The organism is Salmonella sp. JXY0409-18 (genome assembly GCF_020268625.1).
Lineage (GTDB): Bacteria > Pseudomonadota > Gammaproteobacteria > Enterobacterales > Enterobacteriaceae > Salmonella > Salmonella enterica.
On the sequence record NZ_CP084216.1, the window covers coordinates 807,259 to 825,261 of the forward strand.

At 52.5% G+C, this 18,003-nt stretch carries 17 protein-coding genes; 13 read left to right on the forward strand and 4 right to left on the reverse strand.

Annotated elements, in window-relative coordinates; translation table 11 throughout:
- The first annotated feature begins 6 nt into the window (after positions 1-6).
- The 3 genes from gcvH to LDB27_RS03920 all read left to right on the forward strand — a co-directional run bounded on the left by gcvH (position 7) and on the right by LDB27_RS03920 (position 4,781).
- Positions 7-396 carry a glycine cleavage system protein GcvH gene (gene gcvH, locus LDB27_RS03910; RefSeq protein WP_001295377.1) on the forward strand — a complete coding sequence of 130 codons (390 nt, stop codon included), beginning with the start codon at positions 7-9 and terminating at the stop codon, positions 394-396.
- A 162-nt stretch (positions 397-558) separates the two neighbouring features.
- On the forward strand, positions 559-3,432 hold the full coding sequence (gene gcvP / locus LDB27_RS03915) for an aminomethyl-transferring glycine dehydrogenase (protein ID WP_046380621.1): 2,874 nt from the start codon (positions 559-561) through the stop codon (positions 3,430-3,432).
- A gap of 455 nt (positions 3,433-3,887) precedes the next feature.
- The gene (locus LDB27_RS03920; protein WP_000819364.1) at positions 3,888-4,781 is read left to right on the forward strand and encodes a transporter; all 894 of its coding nucleotides are present in this window, start codon (positions 3,888-3,890) and stop codon (positions 4,779-4,781) included.
- 47 nt (positions 4,782-4,828) lie between these two features.
- Here the strand turns inward: LDB27_RS03920 and bglA are convergent, their stop codons facing one another.
- Complete coding sequence (gene bglA / locus LDB27_RS03925; protein ID WP_001230152.1) at positions 4,829-6,262, reverse strand: 6-phospho-beta-glucosidase BglA; 1,434 nt, start codon at positions 6,260-6,262, stop codon at positions 4,829-4,831.
- A 157-nt stretch (positions 6,263-6,419) separates the two neighbouring features.
- On the opposite strand from bglA, the gene yqfB reads away from it, so the two are divergent.
- Positions 6,420-6,731, forward strand: a complete 312-nt coding sequence (gene yqfB / locus LDB27_RS03930) for a N(4)-acetylcytidine aminohydrolase (protein ID WP_001182972.1) — start codon at positions 6,420-6,422, stop codon at positions 6,729-6,731.
- A gap of 163 nt (positions 6,732-6,894) precedes the next feature.
- On the forward strand, positions 6,895-7,554 hold the full coding sequence (gene trhA, locus LDB27_RS03935; RefSeq protein ID WP_000250289.1) for a PAQR family membrane homeostasis protein TrhA: 660 nt from the start codon (positions 6,895-6,897) through the stop codon (positions 7,552-7,554).
- A 115-nt stretch (positions 7,555-7,669) separates the two neighbouring features.
- On the opposite strand, the gene ygfZ is transcribed toward trhA, so the two are convergent.
- Positions 7,670-8,650: a tRNA-modifying protein YgfZ gene (gene ygfZ, locus LDB27_RS03940; RefSeq protein WP_000874170.1), complete on the reverse strand. Its 981-nt coding sequence runs from the start codon at positions 8,648-8,650 to the stop codon at positions 7,670-7,672.
- Between the two features lie 249 nt (positions 8,651-8,899).
- Between ygfZ and sdhE the strand changes: the two genes are divergently transcribed.
- Together sdhE and LDB27_RS03950 are read left to right on the forward strand one after the other, a co-directional pair.
- The gene (gene sdhE / locus LDB27_RS03945; protein ID WP_000351186.1) at positions 8,900-9,166 is read left to right on the forward strand and encodes an FAD assembly factor SdhE; all 267 of its coding nucleotides are present in this window, start codon (positions 8,900-8,902) and stop codon (positions 9,164-9,166) included.
- A complete protein-coding gene (locus tag LDB27_RS03950; protein ID WP_000244756.1) occupies positions 9,147-9,560 on the forward strand; it encodes a protein YgfX in 414 nt (137 codons plus the stop codon). Before sdhE ends, LDB27_RS03950 begins: the two co-directional genes overlap by 20 nt.
- 52 nt (positions 9,561-9,612) lie before the next feature.
- Here the strand turns inward: LDB27_RS03950 and fldB are convergent, their stop codons facing one another.
- Positions 9,613-10,134 carry a flavodoxin FldB gene (gene fldB / locus LDB27_RS03955; protein ID WP_001055885.1) on the reverse strand — a complete coding sequence of 174 codons (522 nt, stop codon included), beginning with the start codon at positions 10,132-10,134 and terminating at the stop codon, positions 9,613-9,615.
- 112 nt (positions 10,135-10,246) lie between these two features.
- On the opposite strand from fldB, the gene xerD reads away from it, so the two are divergent.
- From xerD to lysS, 5 genes are all read left to right on the forward strand, one after another.
- Positions 10,247-11,143, forward strand: a complete 897-nt coding sequence (gene xerD, locus LDB27_RS03960; protein ID WP_000434302.1) for a site-specific tyrosine recombinase XerD — start codon at positions 10,247-10,249, stop codon at positions 11,141-11,143.
- A gap of 23 nt (positions 11,144-11,166) precedes the next feature.
- Positions 11,167-11,880, forward strand: a complete 714-nt coding sequence (gene dsbC / locus LDB27_RS03965; RefSeq protein ID WP_000745614.1) for a bifunctional protein-disulfide isomerase/oxidoreductase DsbC — start codon at positions 11,167-11,169, stop codon at positions 11,878-11,880.
- Between the two features lie 5 nt (positions 11,881-11,885).
- A complete protein-coding gene (recJ, locus tag LDB27_RS03970; protein ID WP_000813394.1) occupies positions 11,886-13,619 on the forward strand; it encodes a single-stranded-DNA-specific exonuclease RecJ in 1,734 nt (577 codons plus the stop codon).
- Between the two features lie 104 nt (positions 13,620-13,723).
- Positions 13,724-14,822 (forward strand): peptide chain release factor 2 gene (gene prfB / locus LDB27_RS03975; RefSeq protein ID WP_010989230.1). Its coding sequence is split into 2 segments (ribosomal slippage): positions 13,724-13,798 and positions 13,800-14,822, totalling 1,098 coding nucleotides; the frame shifts between segments, so codons are not numbered across the junction.
- Between the two features lie 9 nt (positions 14,823-14,831).
- A complete protein-coding gene (lysS, locus tag LDB27_RS03980; RefSeq protein ID WP_000003339.1) occupies positions 14,832-16,349 on the forward strand; it encodes a lysine--tRNA ligase in 1,518 nt (505 codons plus the stop codon).
- Positions 16,350-16,424: 75 nt separating this feature from the next.
- Here the strand turns inward: lysS and idi are convergent, their stop codons facing one another.
- On the reverse strand, positions 16,425-16,970 hold the full coding sequence (gene idi, locus LDB27_RS03985) for an isopentenyl-diphosphate Delta-isomerase (RefSeq protein WP_000133994.1): 546 nt from the start codon (positions 16,968-16,970) through the stop codon (positions 16,425-16,427).
- A 264-nt stretch (positions 16,971-17,234) separates the two neighbouring features.
- On the opposite strand from idi, the gene actS reads away from it, so the two are divergent.
- Positions 17,235-17,993: an amidase activator ActS gene (gene actS / locus LDB27_RS03990; RefSeq protein ID WP_000244328.1), complete on the forward strand. Its 759-nt coding sequence runs from the start codon at positions 17,235-17,237 to the stop codon at positions 17,991-17,993.
- The last annotated feature ends 10 nt before the right edge of the window (positions 17,994-18,003 follow it).

The window sequence follows — 18,003 nt, forward strand, 5'->3', positions numbered from 1 at the left end:
TAATTGATGAGCAACGTACCCGCAGAACTGAAATACAGCAAAGAACACGAATGGCTGCGTAAAGAAGCGGATGGCACTTACACCGTTGGCATTACTGAACACGCTCAGGAGCTGTTGGGCGATATGGTTTTTGTTGATCTGCCGGAAGTCGGCGCGACCGTAAGCGCGGGCGACGACTGCGCCGTGGCGGAGTCCGTAAAAGCGGCGTCCGACATTTATGCGCCGGTAAGCGGCGAGATCGTGGCGGTAAACGATGCGCTGAGCGACTCCCCGGAGCTGGTGAACAGCGAACCGTATGCCGGTGGCTGGATCTTTAAAATCAAAGCCAGCGATGAAAGCGAACTTGAATCGCTGCTGGATGCCACCGCGTATGAGGCATTGTTAGAAGACGAATAATGTTGTGCCGGATGGCGCTAATGCTTATCCGGCCTACTCACTGCAACGCGAATGATTTTGCGTATTCGTTTTCGCACGCGTAGGCCCGGTAAGCGTCAGCGCCACCGGGCAATTGAGTTAGAGACACCTACGATTCACTGCACGTTTCAGGAACCATCGCCCATGACACAGACGTTAAGCCAGCTTGAAAACCGCGGCGCTTTCATTGAACGCCACATCGGACCGGACGCCGCGCAGCAGCAAGAGATGCTGAATGCGGTTGGCGCCGAGTCGTTAAACGCGCTGACAGGTCAGATTGTGCCGAAAGACATTCAGCTCGCGACTCCGCCGCAGGTTGGCGAGGCGGCAACCGAATATGCCGCACTGGCGGAATTAAAAGCCATCGCCGGGCGTAACAAGCGCTTCACGTCCTACATTGGCATGGGCTACACAGCCGTGCAGCTACCGCCGGTTATCCTGCGCAACATGCTGGAAAATCCAGGCTGGTATACCGCCTACACTCCTTATCAGCCGGAAGTCTCTCAGGGGCGTCTGGAAGCGCTGCTCAACTTCCAACAGGTGACGCTGGACCTGACGGGGCTGGACATGGCTTCCGCCTCGCTGCTGGATGAAGCGACCGCCGCCGCTGAAGCGATGGCGATGGCAAAGCGCGTCAGCAAACTGAAAAATGCCAACCGTTTCTTTGTCGCCTCTGATGTCCATCCGCAAACTCTGGACGTCGTGCGTACTCGCGCCGAAACCTTTGGCTTTGACGTCATTGTGGATGACGCGGCGAAAGCACTGGATCACCAGGATGTGTTTGGCGTGCTGTTACAACAGGTAGGCACCACGGGCGAAATTCACGACTACAGCGCACTGATTACTGAGCTGAAATCCCGTAAAGTTGTGGTCAGCGTCGCCGCCGATTTTATGGCGCTGGTGCTGCTGATGGCTCCGGGCAAACAGGGCGCGGACATTGTTTTCGGCTCTGCGCAACGCTTCGGCGTACCGATGGGGTACGGTGGCCCGCACGCGGCGTTCTTTGCCGCCAAAGACGAATTTAAACGCTCCATGCCAGGCCGTATTATCGGCGTCTCAAAAGATGCGGCGGGCAATACCGCACTGCGCATGGCGATGCAGACTCGCGAGCAGCATATCCGTCGTGAGAAAGCGAACTCCAATATTTGTACCTCGCAGGTACTGCTGGCTAACATCGCCAGCCTGTATGCCGTTTATCATGGTCCGGTTGGTCTGAAGCGCATCGCTAATCGTATCCACCGCCTGACCGATATTATGGCGGCAGGTCTGCAACAGAAAGGCTTAAAGCTGCGTCATGCGCACTACTTCGACACCCTGTGTGTGGAAGTAGCTGATAAAGCTGCGGTACTGGCGCGTGCGGAAGCGGCAGAGATCAATCTGCGCAGCGATATTCATAACGCGGTTGGTATTACGCTCGATGAAACCACCACCCGTGAGAATGTGGCGCAGTTGTTCAATGTTTTGCTGGGCGACAGCCACGGTCTGAACATTGAAACACTGGATAAAGACGTGGCGCTTGATAGCCGTTCCATTCAGCAAAGTATGCTGCGTGACGATGCGATTCTGACGCATCCGGTATTTAACCGTTACCACAGCGAAACCGAGATGATGCGCTACATGCACTCGCTGGAGCGTAAAGATCTGGCGCTGAATCAGGCGATGATCCCGCTGGGTTCCTGCACCATGAAGCTGAACGCCGCCGCCGAGATGATTCCTATCACCTGGCCGGAATTCGCTGAACTGCACCCGTTCTGCCCGCCGGAACAGGCCGAAGGATATCATCAGATGATTAGCCAGCTTTCTGACTGGCTGGTGAAACTCACCGGGTACGACGCCGTCTGTATGCAGCCTAACTCCGGCGCACAGGGGGAATACGCGGGGCTGCTGGCGATTCGTCACTATCACGAAAGCCGCAACGAAGGGCATCGCGATATCTGCCTGATTCCGGCCTCTGCTCACGGCACTAACCCTGCTTCTGCACATATGGCAGGAATGCAGGTGGTGGTTGTGGCGTGTGATAAGAACGGCAACATCGACCTGGACGATCTGCGAGCAAAAGCAGAACAACATGCTGCGAACCTCTCTTGCATCATGGTGACCTATCCGTCCACCCACGGCGTCTATGAAGAAACGATCCGTGAAGTGTGTGAAGTTGTGCACCAGTTCGGCGGTCAGGTTTACCTTGACGGCGCGAACATGAACGCCCAGGTCGGCATCACCTCACCGGGCTTTATTGGCGCAGACGTTTCGCACCTCAATTTGCATAAAACTTTCTGCATTCCGCACGGCGGCGGCGGCCCAGGCATGGGACCGATCGGCGTGAAAGCGCATCTGGCACCGTTCGTACCGGGTCATAGCGTGGTGCAAATCGAAGGCATGTTAACCCGTCAGGGCGCGGTGTCTGCGGCGCCGTTCGGTAGTGCCTCTATCCTGCCAATCAGCTGGATGTACATCCGCATGATGGGTGCAGAAGGCCTGAAGCAGGCAAGCCAGGTCGCGATTCTTAACGCTAACTACATTGCCAGCCGTCTGAAAGATGCCTATCCGGTACTGTATACCGGTCGCGATGGCTGTGTGGCGCACGAATGTATTCTTGATATTCGCCCATTGAAAGAAGAAACCGGCATCAGCGAGCTGGATATTGCCAAGCGTCTGATCGACTACGGTTTCCATGCGCCAACCATGTCGTTCCCGGTGGCGGGCACGCTGATGGTAGAGCCGACGGAATCTGAAGGTAAGGCCGAGCTGGATCGCTTTATCGATGCGATGCTGGCTATCCGCGCAGAGATTGACCAGGTGAAAGCCGGTGTCTGGCCGCTGGAAGATAACCCGCTGGTGAACGCGCCGCACATTCAGAACGAACTGGTCGCCGAGTGGGCGCATCCGTACAGCCGTGAAGTTGCCGTATTCCCGGCAGGCGTGGCAGACAAATACTGGCCGACGGTGAAACGTCTGGATGATGTTTATGGCGACCGTAACCTGTTCTGCTCCTGCGTACCGATTAGCGACTACCAGTAATTTACTGATTCGACTGTCTTCTAAAGGCGCTTCGGCGCCTTTTCAGCTTGTTAATAAAGTGCGCTTTGTTGATGTCGGATGCAGTGTGAGTGCCTTATTCAGGCTACAAAGTGTTACTAATTCAATATATTACAGTAAATCGTTGGCTCCTGTCAGGCAACCTGGCGTTTGTATCAGTGTATTAGCCAGAATTAAATTACCGCTTTTTTAGAGTCTAATGATTCATTGTGCATCATTTTTACCTTGCTGTTATTTAATCAAAATAACACGGTGTATTTACATGTAGTTACAAATAGTTTCTCTCCGGAATCGTTATTTACCTCTCAATATAGTTACAAAAATTTCCGTATATTAAATTCATCAAGTTATTAATTTAAATTATAAATTAAAAATAAGCGTAAATAACGTAAATGTTTATTAACTTAGCGCTTTGTTTTTTATACCTGGAGGGAATAATGAAACGATTTATATTTCTGCCATTAATAACATATTTTCTATTAATGAATGCAATGGCAGCTAACGGAGAAAATAATCCCAGTAATCTATTAGGTGCACCAGTTAATACCGCTATTTCTGGTGGTTCAGTATTGCCGGAAGGAAAGTTATTAACCGCCGTGAATAGCTCATTTCGCGATAAAGATCATCAAATCGAGGGGCACGGAAGCCCGGATGTTTACTCCCAGATATGGTTATTGAAGATTCGTTACGGTTTGACCGACAGACTGGAATTATCAACTGTGGGTTCCTATATCAATAACAAACGAGACAATCTGTCTCCTGAGTACATAGAGGGAATGGGCGACCAATCGGTGGGGGTCAATTATGCTTTAATAAGCCAGCGAAGAGGTGATCCGTTTTGGGTTACGGTAGGCGGGGCATTATTACTACCCACCGGGCAAGATGGAGATAATCATTTGCCTGGGAATAGCGCCTGGGGAGGAAGAGTAACACTCACTTTAACAAAATTATTTACTCCTAACATTAAAGGGGATATGGGTTTTGTATATCAGGGACCATTTGAGCGCGGTAACCAGGACGTGAAACGAGGTAACGAATTCCAGTGGAATACCCAGGTGCGGTATATGTTTAGCGATTTACCGCTGGATCTTGGTCTGGAAAGTGCCTACAGCAATAATGCCTCTGGAACGAAAAAACTGTCTAATGGCAGCGTAGTTAATAACCATTCTGGAACTACCGAATGGGTTGTTGGTCCATCATTTAATATTGCTGTCGATTCACTGAAGTTATGGTTTGGTGCCGGAGCCTTCTTCCCGGTAATGCAGGAAGCGAAGTCGCCAACCAAAATGGAAGATGTACGCTGGGAATTTAAAATAGGTAAGACCTGGTAAGACTCGTTCAAAGTGTTACCCGCCGACTGGCGGGTAACGTGCAGGAGTTAAAGCTTCTCGCCGTTGCTGGCAATCACCTCTTTGTACCAGTTGAAGCTTTTCTTACGCGAACGCGACATATCGCCCGTACCGTCATCGTGCTTGTTCACGTAGATAAAGCCGTAGCGCTTGCTGTACTGCCCGGTGGTGAACGACACGCAGTCGATGCAGCCCCACGGCGTGTAGCCCATCAGGTCGACACCATCGTAAGTCACCGCTTTTTTCATCTCTTCAATATGGGCGCGCAGGTAGTCAATGCGATAGTCGTCGTTGATGCTGCCATCTTCTTCTACTTTGTCGTAAGCACCAAAACCGTTTTCGACAATAAACAGCGGCTTTTGATAGCGTTCGTACAGTTCACACAATGAATAACGCAGGCCCACCGGGTCAATCTGCCAGCCCCAGTCAGAGGCTTTAACATAGGGGTTCGGTACGCTGCCTTCAAAACCGGAAATCGCATCGCCGCTCCCGCCTTCGGCTTTGACCGCGTTGGTCATGTAATAACTGAAACCAAGATAGTCGCAGGTGCCTTCGCGCAGCACTTCAAGATCGCCATCTTCTATTTTGATGTTAAATCCGCGGCGCTCCCACTCGTTCAACACATAGGACGGGTAATAGCCGCGCAGCTGTACATCGGTAAAGACGTAGCGTTCACGCATCGATTCCTGAGCAAACATCACATCTTCTGGTTTGCAGGAGAAGGGATACAGCGCGACCATCGCCAGCATACAGCCAACTTTCATCTGTGGATTAATACGACGTGCCGCTTTCACCGCCAGGGCGCTGGCGACAAACTGATGATGTAAGACCTGATACATGGTTTCTTCTGGATTCTCATGCTCGGTATACACCACGCCGGAACAGCAGTAGCCAAACAGCGGCGCGCGCCAGTTTCGCTGGTTGTTAATTTCGTTGAAGGTCATCCAGTATTTGACCTTATGCTTGTAGCGTTCAAACACGACTTCAGCAAAACGGACAAAGAAATCAACGACTTTACGATTGGTCCAGCCGCCGTAGTGCTGGACCAGATGTAACGGCATTTCAAAGTGGGAAAGGGTGATGACCGGTTCGATGTTGTATTTGAGCAATTCATCAAACATGTCGTCGTAGAATTTCAGACCGGCCTCGTTTGGCTGGGATTCGTCGCCATTCGGGAAGATACGCGTCCAGGCAATAGAGGTACGGAAGCATTTGAACCCCATTTCGGCGAAAAGACGGATGTCTTCTTTGTAATGTCCGTAAAAATCCACCGCCTCGTGGTTCGGATAGTATTTGCCAGCAACGACATTCTGGGTAATTTCGCGTGGCACGCCGTGTGCGCCGCCGGTTAGCACGTCGCAGATGCTGGGGCCTTTACCGCCTTTATTCCAGCCGCCTTCAACCTGGTGTGCAGCAACCGCGCCGCCCCATAAAAAATCTTTTGGCAAGGTGAGTTTTCTCATTGTTGCATAATCTCAATTTATTTAGTCTGTTATCATTCATTCTGCACCAAATGACATGTAAAGCGTACGCAAAATTCCAGGGGGCTCGCGTGTCGGGGCAGGAACACATTCAGATCGTAACATCCACTTCAAGAGTTCATATTCAGGGGATAACCACATGCAGCCAAACGACATTACTTTCTTTCAACGTTTCCAGAATGACATTCTGGCAGGGCGTAAAACCATCACCATTCGTGATGCCTCCGAGTCCCACTTTAAAGCAGGCGATATGCTACGCGTGGGGCGGTTCGAAGATGATGGCTATTTTTGCACAATCGAAGTGACAGGAACGTCAACTGTGACGCTGGATACGCTGAACGAAAAACATGCGCAACAGGAAAATATGTCGCTTGATGAGCTGAAACGGGTCATTGCTGAAATCTATCCCAACCAGACGCAATTTTATGTGATTGATTTTAAATGCCTTTGATAAATATGAACGCGTGTTAGTTGAGTTTTTGTGATTAAATTATTGAATAAGAAAGAAAATTTAATTTTGCGAATTTATTTTAGCTAACATGTGTTCACTGGAACCATTCTCAGTTACGCTAGAGGCGCAGTTCATCGTTATGAACGTTTCTCCGGAGTAAGTTATGGTGCAAAAACCATTAATGACGCAGGGATATTCGCTGGCTGAGGAAATCGCCAACAGTATTAGCCACGGCATTGGATTGGTATTTGGTATTGTCGGCCTGGTGCTGTTGTTGGTTCAGGCGGTAGAGGCGAATGCTGGTATGACGGCTATTGCCAGCTACAGTTTATATGGCGGGAGCATGATCCTGCTTTTTCTTGCCTCAACGCTTTATCATGCCATTCCTCATCAGCGGGCAAAAATCTGGTTAAAGAAATTTGATCACTGCGCTATCTATCTGCTCATTGCCGGAACCTATACGCCATTTCTGCTGGTAGGTCTGGATTCGCCGCTGGCGCGCGGACTAATGATTGTGATCTGGAGCCTGGCGCTATTCGGTATCCTCTTCAAGTTGACGATTGCGCACCGATTTAAAGTGCTTTCACTGGTTACGTATCTGGCAATGGGCTGGCTGTCGCTGATAGTGGTTTATCAGTTGGCGATTAAGCTGGCGATAGGCGGCGTGACGCTGCTGGCGGTAGGTGGCGTCGTTTACTCGCTGGGCGTAATTTTCTATGTTTGCAAACGCATACCTTATAACCACGCCATCTGGCATGGCTTTGTGCTGGGTGGCAGCGTGTGCCACTTCCTGGCCATCTATTTGTATGTGGGACAGGCGTAATTCCCGGATGCCCGTGCCGGATGGCGGCGCTGTCGCACCTTATCCGGCCTACGAGAATAGCACGTGCGAGCCTGATGGCGTTGCGCTATCAGGCTATCCGGCTTTTAACGTGATATCACTCTTCCAGCGAGTAGGGCAGCGGGACGATATGCAGGGTGTTGGCATCGTCGCGAACGCGGAAGACGCTTTCGGCTTCTAAATCGTTATTCATGACGGCCTGAACCAGTAACTGACCATCGTCCAACTGCGTCGCCGCCAGAATAGCGCCGGTTCGACGCCAGTTCTCGCCCATCTGTAGCTCCAGATCTTCTCCTGCTTCCGGTACCCGGCTGGCTTTGCCCGCCAGCAACCAAAGCGCGCGTTTATTGGCGCCGCGGAATTTTGCCCGTGCGACCATCTCCTGTCCGGTGTAGCAGCCTTTCTTGAAGCTGATGCCGCCCAGCGCCTGTAGGTTAGTCGCCTGGGGGATAAATTGACCGCTGTTCGCCGCGTCAATCACCGGAATGCCTGCTTCAATATCCAACGCCAGCCACTGTTGACTGTTATTCAGTTCGGCTTCGCCATGCAACTTCTCCGTTAACATGTTGGCCGTCGCGACATCGGTGACAAGCAGGAATCGTTCCGCAGGATGTTCAAACCATAGCAACGTGGAGGCGCCGTCTCTGACCACCTGATTTTCGCTATTGGGCAGTTCGCTAAAGACATTAGCCAGCGCCGCGCGGGCCTGAAAACCTGCCACGCCAAGCAATACGCGTTCGTCATCCGGCGCGATGACCACTTTGGAAAATACGGCATACTTTTTCAGCTCCGTTAATTGCGCTTCACGCACGCTACGGCGTTCAATCCAGGCGAAACCGTCGCGCTCACGGAACAGGCGCAGAGTGCTCCACATCTTACCTTTAGCATCGCAGTGGGCGGCGAGAAGGTGTTGCTGTTCAGTCATCTGGCTTACGTCAGCGGTGACCTGGCCCTGAATATACTTTTCACTGTCTACGCCGGTGATGGACGACAGCGCCCAGTCGTCAAGCGCGATCAGCGTCAGCGGCAGGCGGGCTGACGATGAAGGATGACGTGGCGGAAAGGAGATAAAAGCCATAAATAATGTCCTGGTTAGCTGCAACAATAATGGTTAATGGTAAAAGAGCCATCGGTCATTGCAAGTGCTTTAAATAGCCCATTGAGAGCGGATTGATCGTTTTGCGAGGCGGTATCCAAAACGGATGAACGTATTGATTCCCAGCCTTTTATTTCGCGATCGCGTTCCAGATTACTGAGATTCCCGTAAAACAACGCCAAAAACACGTTACAATAGCCCGGTACTTCATTTTCGCGAGGCAGGAAGAACATGGATATTCACAATAAAGCACGTATTCACTGGGCATGTCGTCGCGGTATGCGCGAACTTGATATTTCCATCATGCCGTTTTTTGAACATGAGTACGATAGTTTAAGTGATGAAGAAAAGCGTATTTTTGTCCGTTTGTTGCAGAGTGATGACCCGGATTTATTTAACTGGTTGATGAATCACGGTAAACCGGCTGACGCTGAACTGGAACAGATGGTCCGACTCATTCAGACACGGAATCGGGAACGTGGTCCTGTGGCAATCTGATTTACGCGTCTCATGGCGCGCTCAGTGGATCTCATTGCTCATTCATGGGCTGGTTGCCGCGGTGATTTTATTGATGCCCTGGCCGCTGAGTTATACCCCGTTATGGATGATACTACTGTCGCTGGTCGTGTTTGACTGTGTACGTAGCCAGCGCAGGATTAATACCTGTCAGGGAGAGATCAAGCTACTCATGGACGGGCGCTTACGCTGGCAGGGGCAGGACTGGACGCTCTTGCGTCCGCCCTGGTTACTGAAGAGCGGGATGGTGTTGCGTTTACGCGCAGAGTCTGGACGTCATCAGCATTTATGGCTGGCGGCGGATAGCATGGAAGAAGCGGAATGGCGTGAGTTGCGTCGGATACTGTTACAGCAGCCGATATCAGGCCAACACTGACGGAACGGCGCAAACGCGGTTCCGTCGAGAGGGAAATACAGCGAGTAAGGCTTCAGGCGTAGTGTTCGGCCATTTCGCCGAGAATTTGTTCACACCAGGTCTGTATACGCTCATCGCTGAGATCGTACTGGTTCGTTTCATCCAGCGCCAGGCCGACAAACAGTTGCCCATCCGCAATGACCGGTTTATTGCTGGTAAATTCGTAGCCTTCTGTGGGCCAGTAGCCGACAAATTTAACGCCTTTGAGGGCAAGTTTGTCATGCAACATCCCCAGCGCATCCAGGAACCACTCGCCGTAGCCGAGCTGGTCGCCCATACCGTAAAGCGCAACGATTTTGCCTTCCAGATTGAGATCGTCCAGTTGCTCCCAGACGGCTTCCCAGTCCTCCTGAATTTCACCAAAATCCCAGGTGGGGATGCCTAAAATGAGCACGTCGTACTGCTCCATTAAGGCGGGGGCGTCATCCTTGAGGTTATGTAATGTCACCAGCTCCGGGCCGAGGATATCGCGAATTTTCTCTGCGGCCATCTCGGTGTAGCACGTGCTGGAACCGTAAAAAAGACCCATGTTCATTACGTTACATCTCGATTCTGCTATAGCGTTGCGGGTAGTGTAACAGAATCACTGCATTCACGGCACAATGAGGCATAATGCACCAAAAGTAAGCGTGAAGTAGGGAGCGCGAATGGAACAGGATTTAGCGCGTATTGAGCAGTTTCTGGATGCCCTGTGGCTGGAACGAAATCTGGCGGAAAATACATTAAGCGCGTATCGTCGCGATTTATCGATGGTCGTTGCGTGGTTGCATCATCGCGGAAAAACGCTTGCGACGGCGCAGGCTGATGATTTACAAACGCTGCTGGCTGAACGGGTGGAGGGCGGATACAAAGCGACCAGCTCCGCACGCCTGTTAAGCGCTATGCGGCGCTTTTTCCAGCATCTGTACCGTGAAAAGTATCGTGAGGATGATCCGAGCGCGCAGTTGGCCTCGCCTAAGCTTCCGCAGCGTTTACCGAAAGATCTTAGCGAGGCGCAGGTTGAGCGGCTCTTGCAGGCGCCGCTTATTGATCAACCTTTGGAGTTGCGCGATAAAGCTATGTTGGAAGTGCTGTATGCCACCGGTTTGCGCGTGTCGGAACTGGTGGGGCTGACAATGAGCGATATCAGTCTGCGGCAGGGCGTGGTGCGGGTTATCGGTAAAGGCAATAAAGAGCGGTTGGTGCCGTTAGGCGAAGAGGCGGTATATTGGCTGGAAACGTATCTGGAGCATGGGCGTCCCTGGTTACTCAATGGCGTATCGATTGACGTATTATTCCCCAGCCAGCGTGCGCAGCAGATGACGCGGCAGACCTTCTGGCACCGTATTAAACATTATGCGGTACTGGCTGGAATCGATAGCGAAAAACTATCGCCGCATGTTTTACGTCACGCTTTCGCCACGCATTTGCTGAATCACGGCGCCGACTTGCGCGTTGTACAAATGCTACTTGGGCATAGCGATCTTTCGACGACACAAATTTATACGCATGTCGCAACGGAGCGTTTGCGTCAACTTCATCAACAGCACCATCCGCGGGCATGAGTGCTGACAGGAAAGGATAGTTTATGAAAAAGCGTTTTATGATGTTCACTTTACTGGCGGCGGCGTTTTCAGGCGTGGCCCATGCGGATGATGCGGCTATCCGTCAGTCGCTGGCTAAGCTGGGCGTTCAGAGTACGGAAATTCAGGCCTCGCCAGTGGCAGGGATGAAAACCGTCCTCACTCACAGCGGCGTACTGTACGTCACTGATGACGGCAAACATATTATTCAAGGGCCGATGTATGACGTGAGCGGCGCGCATCCGGTAAACGTGACGAACAAACTGCTGATGAGCCAGCTAAATGCGCTGGAAAAAGAGATGATCGTCTATAAAGCGCCGGATGAGAAACATGTCATTACTGTTTTTACCGATATCACCTGCGGCTATTGTCATAAGCTACATGAAGAGATGAAAGATTATAACGCGCTGGGGATTACGGTACGTTATCTGGCCTTCCCGCGCCAGGGGCTGGAAAGCCAGGCGGAGCAGGATATGAAATCTATCTGGTGCGCCAAAGACAAAAACAAAGCGTTTGATGACGCCATGGCAGGTAAGGGCGTGAAACCGGCAAGCTGTGACGTGAACATTGCTGATCATTATGCGTTGGGCGTGCAGTTGGGCGTTAGCGGTACGCCAGCCATTGTATTGAGTAACGGCTATGTGGTGCCTGGCTATCAGGGACCGAAAGAGATGAAAGCGTTTCTTGATGAGCATCAAAAACAGACCAGTGGTAAATAATACGCGTGAAACAACAGAGACAACTTCGTCGGCGTGAGGCTGATGAGACGGCGGAACTCCCCGCCGATCTTCCTCCATTACTACGGCGTTTATATGCCAGCCGGGGCGTTCGTAGCGCCCGCGAACTGGAGCGCAGCGTGAAAGGAATGCTGCCCTGGCAACAGCTTAGCGGCATAGATAACGCGGTGGAGATCCTCTACAACGCCTTTCGCGAAGGTACCCGCATTATTGTTGTTGGCGATTTTGACGCCGACGGCGCGACCAGTACTGCGCTAAGCGTATTGGGAATGCGTGCGTTGGGATGTGACAACATCAGTTATCTGGTGCCTAATCGCTTTGAAGATGGCTACGGTTTAAGCCCGGAAGTGGTCGATCAGGCGAAGGCGCGCGGCGCGCAGCTTATCGTCACCGTAGACAACGGCATTTCATCCCACGCCGGCGTAGCGCATGCAAAGACGTTGGGGATTCCGGTGATCGTGACCGATCACCACCTGCCAGGCGACACGTTGCCGGATGCCGAAGCGATTATTAATCCTAATCTGCGCGACTGCGAATTCCCGTCTAAGTCGCTGGCGGGCGTCGGCGTGGCGTTTTACCTGATGCTGGCGTTGCGAACATTTTTGCGCGACAAAGGATGGTTCGACGAGCGCAACATCGCGCCGCCGAATCTGGCGGAGCTGCTGGATTTAGTGGCGTTGGGAACGGTAGCAGACGTTGTGCCGCTGGACGCTAACAACCGTATTCTGACCTGGCAAGGGCTAAGTCGTATTCGTGCCGGGAAATGCCGCCCGGGAATTAAAGCGTTGCTGGAGATATCGAATCGCGATCCGCAGCAGCTTGCCGCCAGTGATTTAGGCTTCGCGTTGGGGCCTCGCCTGAATGCCGCCGGCAGGCTGGATGATATGTCCGTTGGCGTGGCGTTACTGTTATGCGATAACCTCGGCGAAGCGCGTGTTCTGGCCAGCGAGCTGGATGCGCTTAACCAGACGCGCAAAGAAATAGAGCAGGGGATGCAGGCGGAAGCGCTTATCCTGTGTGAAAAGCTTGAGCGCAGTAGTGAAACGCTGCCGGGCGGTCTGGCGATGTATCATCCTGAATGGCATCAGGGCGTGGTCGGAATTCTGGCGTCGCGCATTAAAGAGCGTTTTCACCGCCCGGTGATCGCCTTTGCGCCTGCGGGCGACGGCACGCTAAAAGGCTCAGGCCGATCGATTCAGGGGCTGCATATGCGCGATGCGCTGGAAAGGCTGGATACGCTTTACCCTGATCTGATGATCAAGTTCGGCGGTCATGCGATGGCGGCGGGATTGTCGCTGGAAGAGCATAAATTCGAGCAGTTTCAGCAACGTTTTGGCGAGCTGGTGACGGAATGGCTCGATCCTGCCCTGTTGCAAGGCGAGGTGATCTCCGATGGTCCATTAAGCGCGGCGGAGATGTCTATGGAAGTGGCGCAACTGTTGCGGGATGCCGGACCGTGGGGGCAAATGTTCCCGGAACCGTTATTCGATGGTCGTTTCCGTCTGCTACAACAGCGTCTGGTGGGCGAGCGCCACCTTAAGGTGATGGTGGAGCCCGTCGGCGGCGGCCCGCTGTTGGATGGCATCGCATTTAATATTGATACGACCTGTTGGCCGGATAACGGCGTGCGGGAGGTAGAACTGGCTTATAAACTGGACATTAACGAGTTTCGCGGCAACCGTAGTTTACAGATTATTATCGATGATATTTGGCCGCTATGATCGGGGCGATTTAACAACACTTTCGCTGTAATTAAGGGGCGAAATCCGCTAATATTTCGCCCTTATAACCGCATTTTGACAAGTCAAATAAAAGAAATCAGACCATGTTTGAAATTAACCCGGTGAATAACCGCATTCAGGACCTCACGGAACGCACCAACGTTCTTAGGGGGTATCTTTGACTACGATGCTAAGAAAGAGCGTCTGGAAGAAGTAAACGCCGAGCTGGAACAGCCGGATGTCTGGAACGAACCTGAGCGCGCGCAGGCGCTAGGAAAAGAGCGTTCATCGCTCGAAGCGATCGTCGATACGCTTGATCAAATGACTCAGGGGCTGGACGACGTTTCCGGGCTGCTGGAACTGGCGGTAGAAGCTGACGACGAAGAGACGTTTAACGAAGCCGTCGCGGAGCTGAATACGCTGGAAGAGAAACTGGCGCAGTTGGAATTCCGCCGGATGTTCTCCGGCGAGTACGATAGCGCCGATTGCTATCTCGATATTCAGGCCGGTTCTGGTGGTACTGAAGCGCAGGACTGGGCCAGCATGTTGCTGCGTATGTATCTGCGTTGGGCGGAAGCGCGCGGCTTCAAGACGGAAGTCATTGAAGAGTCGGAAGGGGAAGTCGCCGGCATTAAGTCCGCGACTATCAAAATCTCCGGCGAATATGCCTATGGCTGGCTGCGCACTGAAACCGGCGTACATCGTCTGGTGCGTAAAAGCCCGTTTGACTCCGGCGGTCGCCGTCATACCTCGTTTAGCTCCGCGTTTGTGTACCCGGAAGTGGACGACGATATCGATATCGACATTAACCCGGCGGATCTGCGTATCGACGTCTATCGCGCGTCTGGCGCAGGCGGTCAGCACGTTAACCGTACGGAATCCGCAGTGCGTATCACCCATATTCCCACCGGGATTGTGACGCAGTGCCAGAACGACCGTTCGCAGCACAAAAACAAAGACCAGGCCATGAAGCAGATGAAAGCGAAGCTTTATGAACTGGAGATGCAGAAAAAGAACGCTGAAAAACAGGCGATGGAAGACACTAAGTCCGATATCGGCTGGGGAAGCCAGATTCGTTCCTATGTCCTGGACGATTCCCGCATTAAAGACCTGCGTACTGGGGTGGAAACCCGCAATACACAGGCGGTACTGGACGGTAGTCTGGATCAATTTATCGAAGCAAGTTTGAAAGCAGGGCTATGAGGAATCAACATGTCTGAACAAAACGCACAGGGCGCTGACGAGGTAGTCGATCTTAACAATGAAATGAAGGCACGTCGCGAGAAGCTGGCTGCACTGCGTGAGCAGGGTATCCCGTTCCCGAACGATTTCCGTCGTGACCGTACCTCAGACCAACTGCACGCAGAGTTTGACGCGAAAGAAGCTGAAGAACTGGAAGCGCTGAATATTGAAGTGTCCGTCGCGGGCCGTATGATGACTCGCCGTATTATGGGTAAAGCCTCTTTTGTTACCCTGCAAGACGTAGGCGGCCGCATTCAGCTGTATGTGGCGCGCGATGATCTGCCGGAAGGCGTTTACAACGAGCAGTTCAAGAAGTGGGATCTTGGCGATATCCTCGGCGCGAAAGGTAAGCTGTTCAAAACCAAAACCGGCGAGCTGTCTATCCACTGCACCGAACTGCGCCTGCTGACGAAAGCGCTGCGTCCGTTGCCGGATAAATTCCACGGCCTGCAGGACCAGGAAGCGCGCTATCGCCAGCGTTATCTGGATCTCATCTCTAACGATGAATCCCGTAACACCTTCAAAACCCGTTCGAAGATCCTGGCCGGTATTCGCCAGTTTATGGTTGCTCGCGGCTTTATGGAAGTCGAAACGCCGATGATGCAGGTGATCCCAGGCGGCGCGTCTGCCCGTCCGTTTATCACCCATCACAACGCGCTGGATCTGGACATGTACCTGCGTATCGCGCCGGAACTGTACCTCAAGCGTCTGGTGGTTGGCGGCTTCGAACGCGTATTCGAAATTAACCGTAACTTCCGTAACGAAGGCATCTCCGTGCGCCATAATCCTGAGTTCACCATGATGGAACTCTATATGGCGTATGCGGACTACAAGGACCTGATCGAACTGACGGAGTCTCTGTTCCGTACGCTGGCGCAGGATGTTCTGGGCACCACCCAGGTTCCGTACGGTGATGAAGTGTTTGACTTCGGTAAGCCGTTCGAAAAGCTGACCATGCGTGAAGCGATCAAGAAATATCGTCCGGAAACGGATATGGCTGATCTGGACAACTTCGACTCCGCGAAGGCGATTGCTGAAAGCATCGGCATTCACGTCGAGAAGAGCTGGGGTCTGGGCCGTATCGTCACCGAGATCTTTGACGAAGTCGCTGAAGCGCATCTGATTCAGCCGACCTTCATCACCGAATATCCGGCTGAAGTGTCTCCGCTGGCGCGTCGTAATGATGTGAACCCGGAAATCACTGACCGCTTCGAGTTCTTTATCGGCGGTCGTGAAATCGGTAATGGCTTTAGCGAGTTGAACGATGCGGAAGACCAGGCGCAGCGTTTCCTGGATCAGGTTAATGCAAAAGCGGCGGGCGATGACGAAGCCATGTTCTACGACGAAGACTACGTGACGGCGCTGGAACACGGTTTACCGCCGACAGCGGGTCTGGGAATTGGCATCGACCGTATGGTGATGCTGTTTACTAACAGCCACACGATTCGCGACGTTATTCTGTTCCCGGCGATGCGTCCGGTGAAATAAGATGTAAATTGCCGGATGGGGCATTAGCCGCCATCCGGCATCTCTTCGTTCAGACGTAGCGCCATCAGGCAATCTTTAACGCTGGCAGTAATTGAGCAGTCGTTCACGCGCTTGTTCGTCTGACGCTTGCATGACCATCCACGGGCTAAATGCCCACGGCGTAGCGAGAAGGCTTTTCCATACGCTTTTAAATTCGCTCCACTGATAGTCCATCACCTCTTCGCTGTTAACCTGCAACACACTGGTTGCCCGCGCGGCAAATACCGGACAGACTTCATTTTCCACAATACCGTTTGGATCTGTCGCCCGATAGCTGAAGTGCGGATAGACGGGGGTGAGATCGGTAATTTCCACGCCGAGTTCGAACCGACAACGGCGGATGATCGCCTCTTCGGTGGTTTCGCCTTGTTGCGGATGACCGCAAACCGAATTCGTCCACACGCCTGGCCAGGCTTTTTTGCTCAGCGACCGTCGTGTTACCAGCAACTGACCATCTTCGTTAAATAGCCAGCAGGAGAAAGCCAGATGCAAAGGCGTATTAAGCGTATGAGCCGCATACTTTTCCAGTGTGCCGGAAGGCTTATCCTGCTCATCCAATAAAACGACATGTTCCTCAGTCATGAAAGCTCCTGAAAATTAAAATGACCCAGCAGCATGGCCAGGCCATATACTCAGACGATCAGCGTAGCGCATAACAGAAAGAAAGGCATTACCAAAACAGGCCCTGACAGAACGCAGACGAGCGCCATTGCGCCGTGAGTCGATATTATGCTGGCATATCGGATATTCGCGGCATCATCATCCGCGCGGACCCTTTCCGGCGTCAATGGATTGGGCATACGGCATTTGGCTGCTATCATAAGGCGTCTGTCAATAGAGTGAGGAATGGTTTTGAGCGCAGGACGCCTGAACAAAAATAGCCTGGGTATTGCGGTGCTGTTATGCACAGGGCTGCTGCTGGCGGGGTGTTCCAGTAATTCCGGCTCAGGAACGTATTCCGGCTCCGTCTATACCGTTAAGCGCGGCGATACGTTGTATCGTATATCGCGCGCCACGGGAACCAGCGTGAAAGAACTGGCCCGACTGAATGGCATTTCTCCGCCTTATACTATTGAGGTGGGGCAGCGAATTAAAGTGCGCGGCAGCGCAAAGAGTAGCAGTTCAACACGCAAAACCAGCAATAAAACAGCAACAAAAACTGCCGCGGTCAGACCGTCATCTTCGGTGCCAAAATCCTCCTGGCCGCCGGTGGGGCAGCGCTGTTGGGTATGGCCTGCCAACGGTAAAGTGATTTTACCTTATTCCACCGCAGAGGGCGGAAATAAGGGCATCGATATTGCGGGCGCGCGCGGAACGCCTGTTTATGCGGCGGGAGCGGGTAAAGTTGTCTATGTCGGGAACCAGCTGCGCGGTTACGGCAATCTCATCATGATTAAGCACAATGAAGATTACATTACGGCTTACGCTCATAATGACACCATGCTGGTTAATAATGGGCAAAGCGTTAAAGCGGGGCAAAAAATCGCTACGATGGGCAGCACGGATGCCGCATCCGTAAGGCTACACTTCCAGATTCGCTACCGGGCGACGGCCATCGATCCGCTGCGTTATCTGCCGCCGCAGGGGAGTAAACCGAAGTGCTGACGGCGAATTA

Excerpts from the sequence above, each read along its gene's own strand:
- gcvH (WP_001295377.1), top strand. The coding sequence starts at position 7 with ATGAGCAACGTACCCGCAGAACTGAAATACAGCAAAGAACACGAATGG.
- gcvP (WP_046380621.1), top strand. The coding sequence starts at position 559 with ATGACACAGACGTTAAGCCAGCTTGAAAACCGCGGCGCTTTCATTGAA.
- LDB27_RS03920 (WP_000819364.1), top strand. The coding sequence starts at position 3,888 with ATGAAACGATTTATATTTCTGCCATTAATAACATATTTTCTATTAATG.
- bglA (WP_001230152.1), bottom strand. The coding sequence starts at position 6,262 with ATGAGAAAACTCACCTTGCCAAAAGATTTTTTATGGGGCGGCGCGGTT.
- yqfB (WP_001182972.1), top strand. The coding sequence starts at position 6,420 with ATGCAGCCAAACGACATTACTTTCTTTCAACGTTTCCAGAATGACATT.
- trhA (WP_000250289.1), top strand. The coding sequence starts at position 6,895 with ATGGTGCAAAAACCATTAATGACGCAGGGATATTCGCTGGCTGAGGAA.
- ygfZ (WP_000874170.1), bottom strand. The coding sequence starts at position 8,650 with ATGGCTTTTATCTCCTTTCCGCCACGTCATCCTTCATCGTCAGCCCGC.
- sdhE (WP_000351186.1), top strand. The coding sequence starts at position 8,900 with ATGGATATTCACAATAAAGCACGTATTCACTGGGCATGTCGTCGCGGT.
- fldB (WP_001055885.1), bottom strand. The coding sequence starts at position 10,134 with ATGAACATGGGTCTTTTTTACGGTTCCAGCACGTGCTACACCGAGATG.
- xerD (WP_000434302.1), top strand. The coding sequence starts at position 10,247 with ATGGAACAGGATTTAGCGCGTATTGAGCAGTTTCTGGATGCCCTGTGG.
- dsbC (WP_000745614.1), top strand. The coding sequence starts at position 11,167 with ATGAAAAAGCGTTTTATGATGTTCACTTTACTGGCGGCGGCGTTTTCA.
- lysS (WP_000003339.1), top strand. The coding sequence starts at position 14,832 with ATGTCTGAACAAAACGCACAGGGCGCTGACGAGGTAGTCGATCTTAAC.
- idi (WP_000133994.1), bottom strand. The coding sequence starts at position 16,970 with ATGACTGAGGAACATGTCGTTTTATTGGATGAGCAGGATAAGCCTTCC.
- actS (WP_000244328.1), top strand. The coding sequence starts at position 17,235 with ATGGTTTTGAGCGCAGGACGCCTGAACAAAAATAGCCTGGGTATTGCG.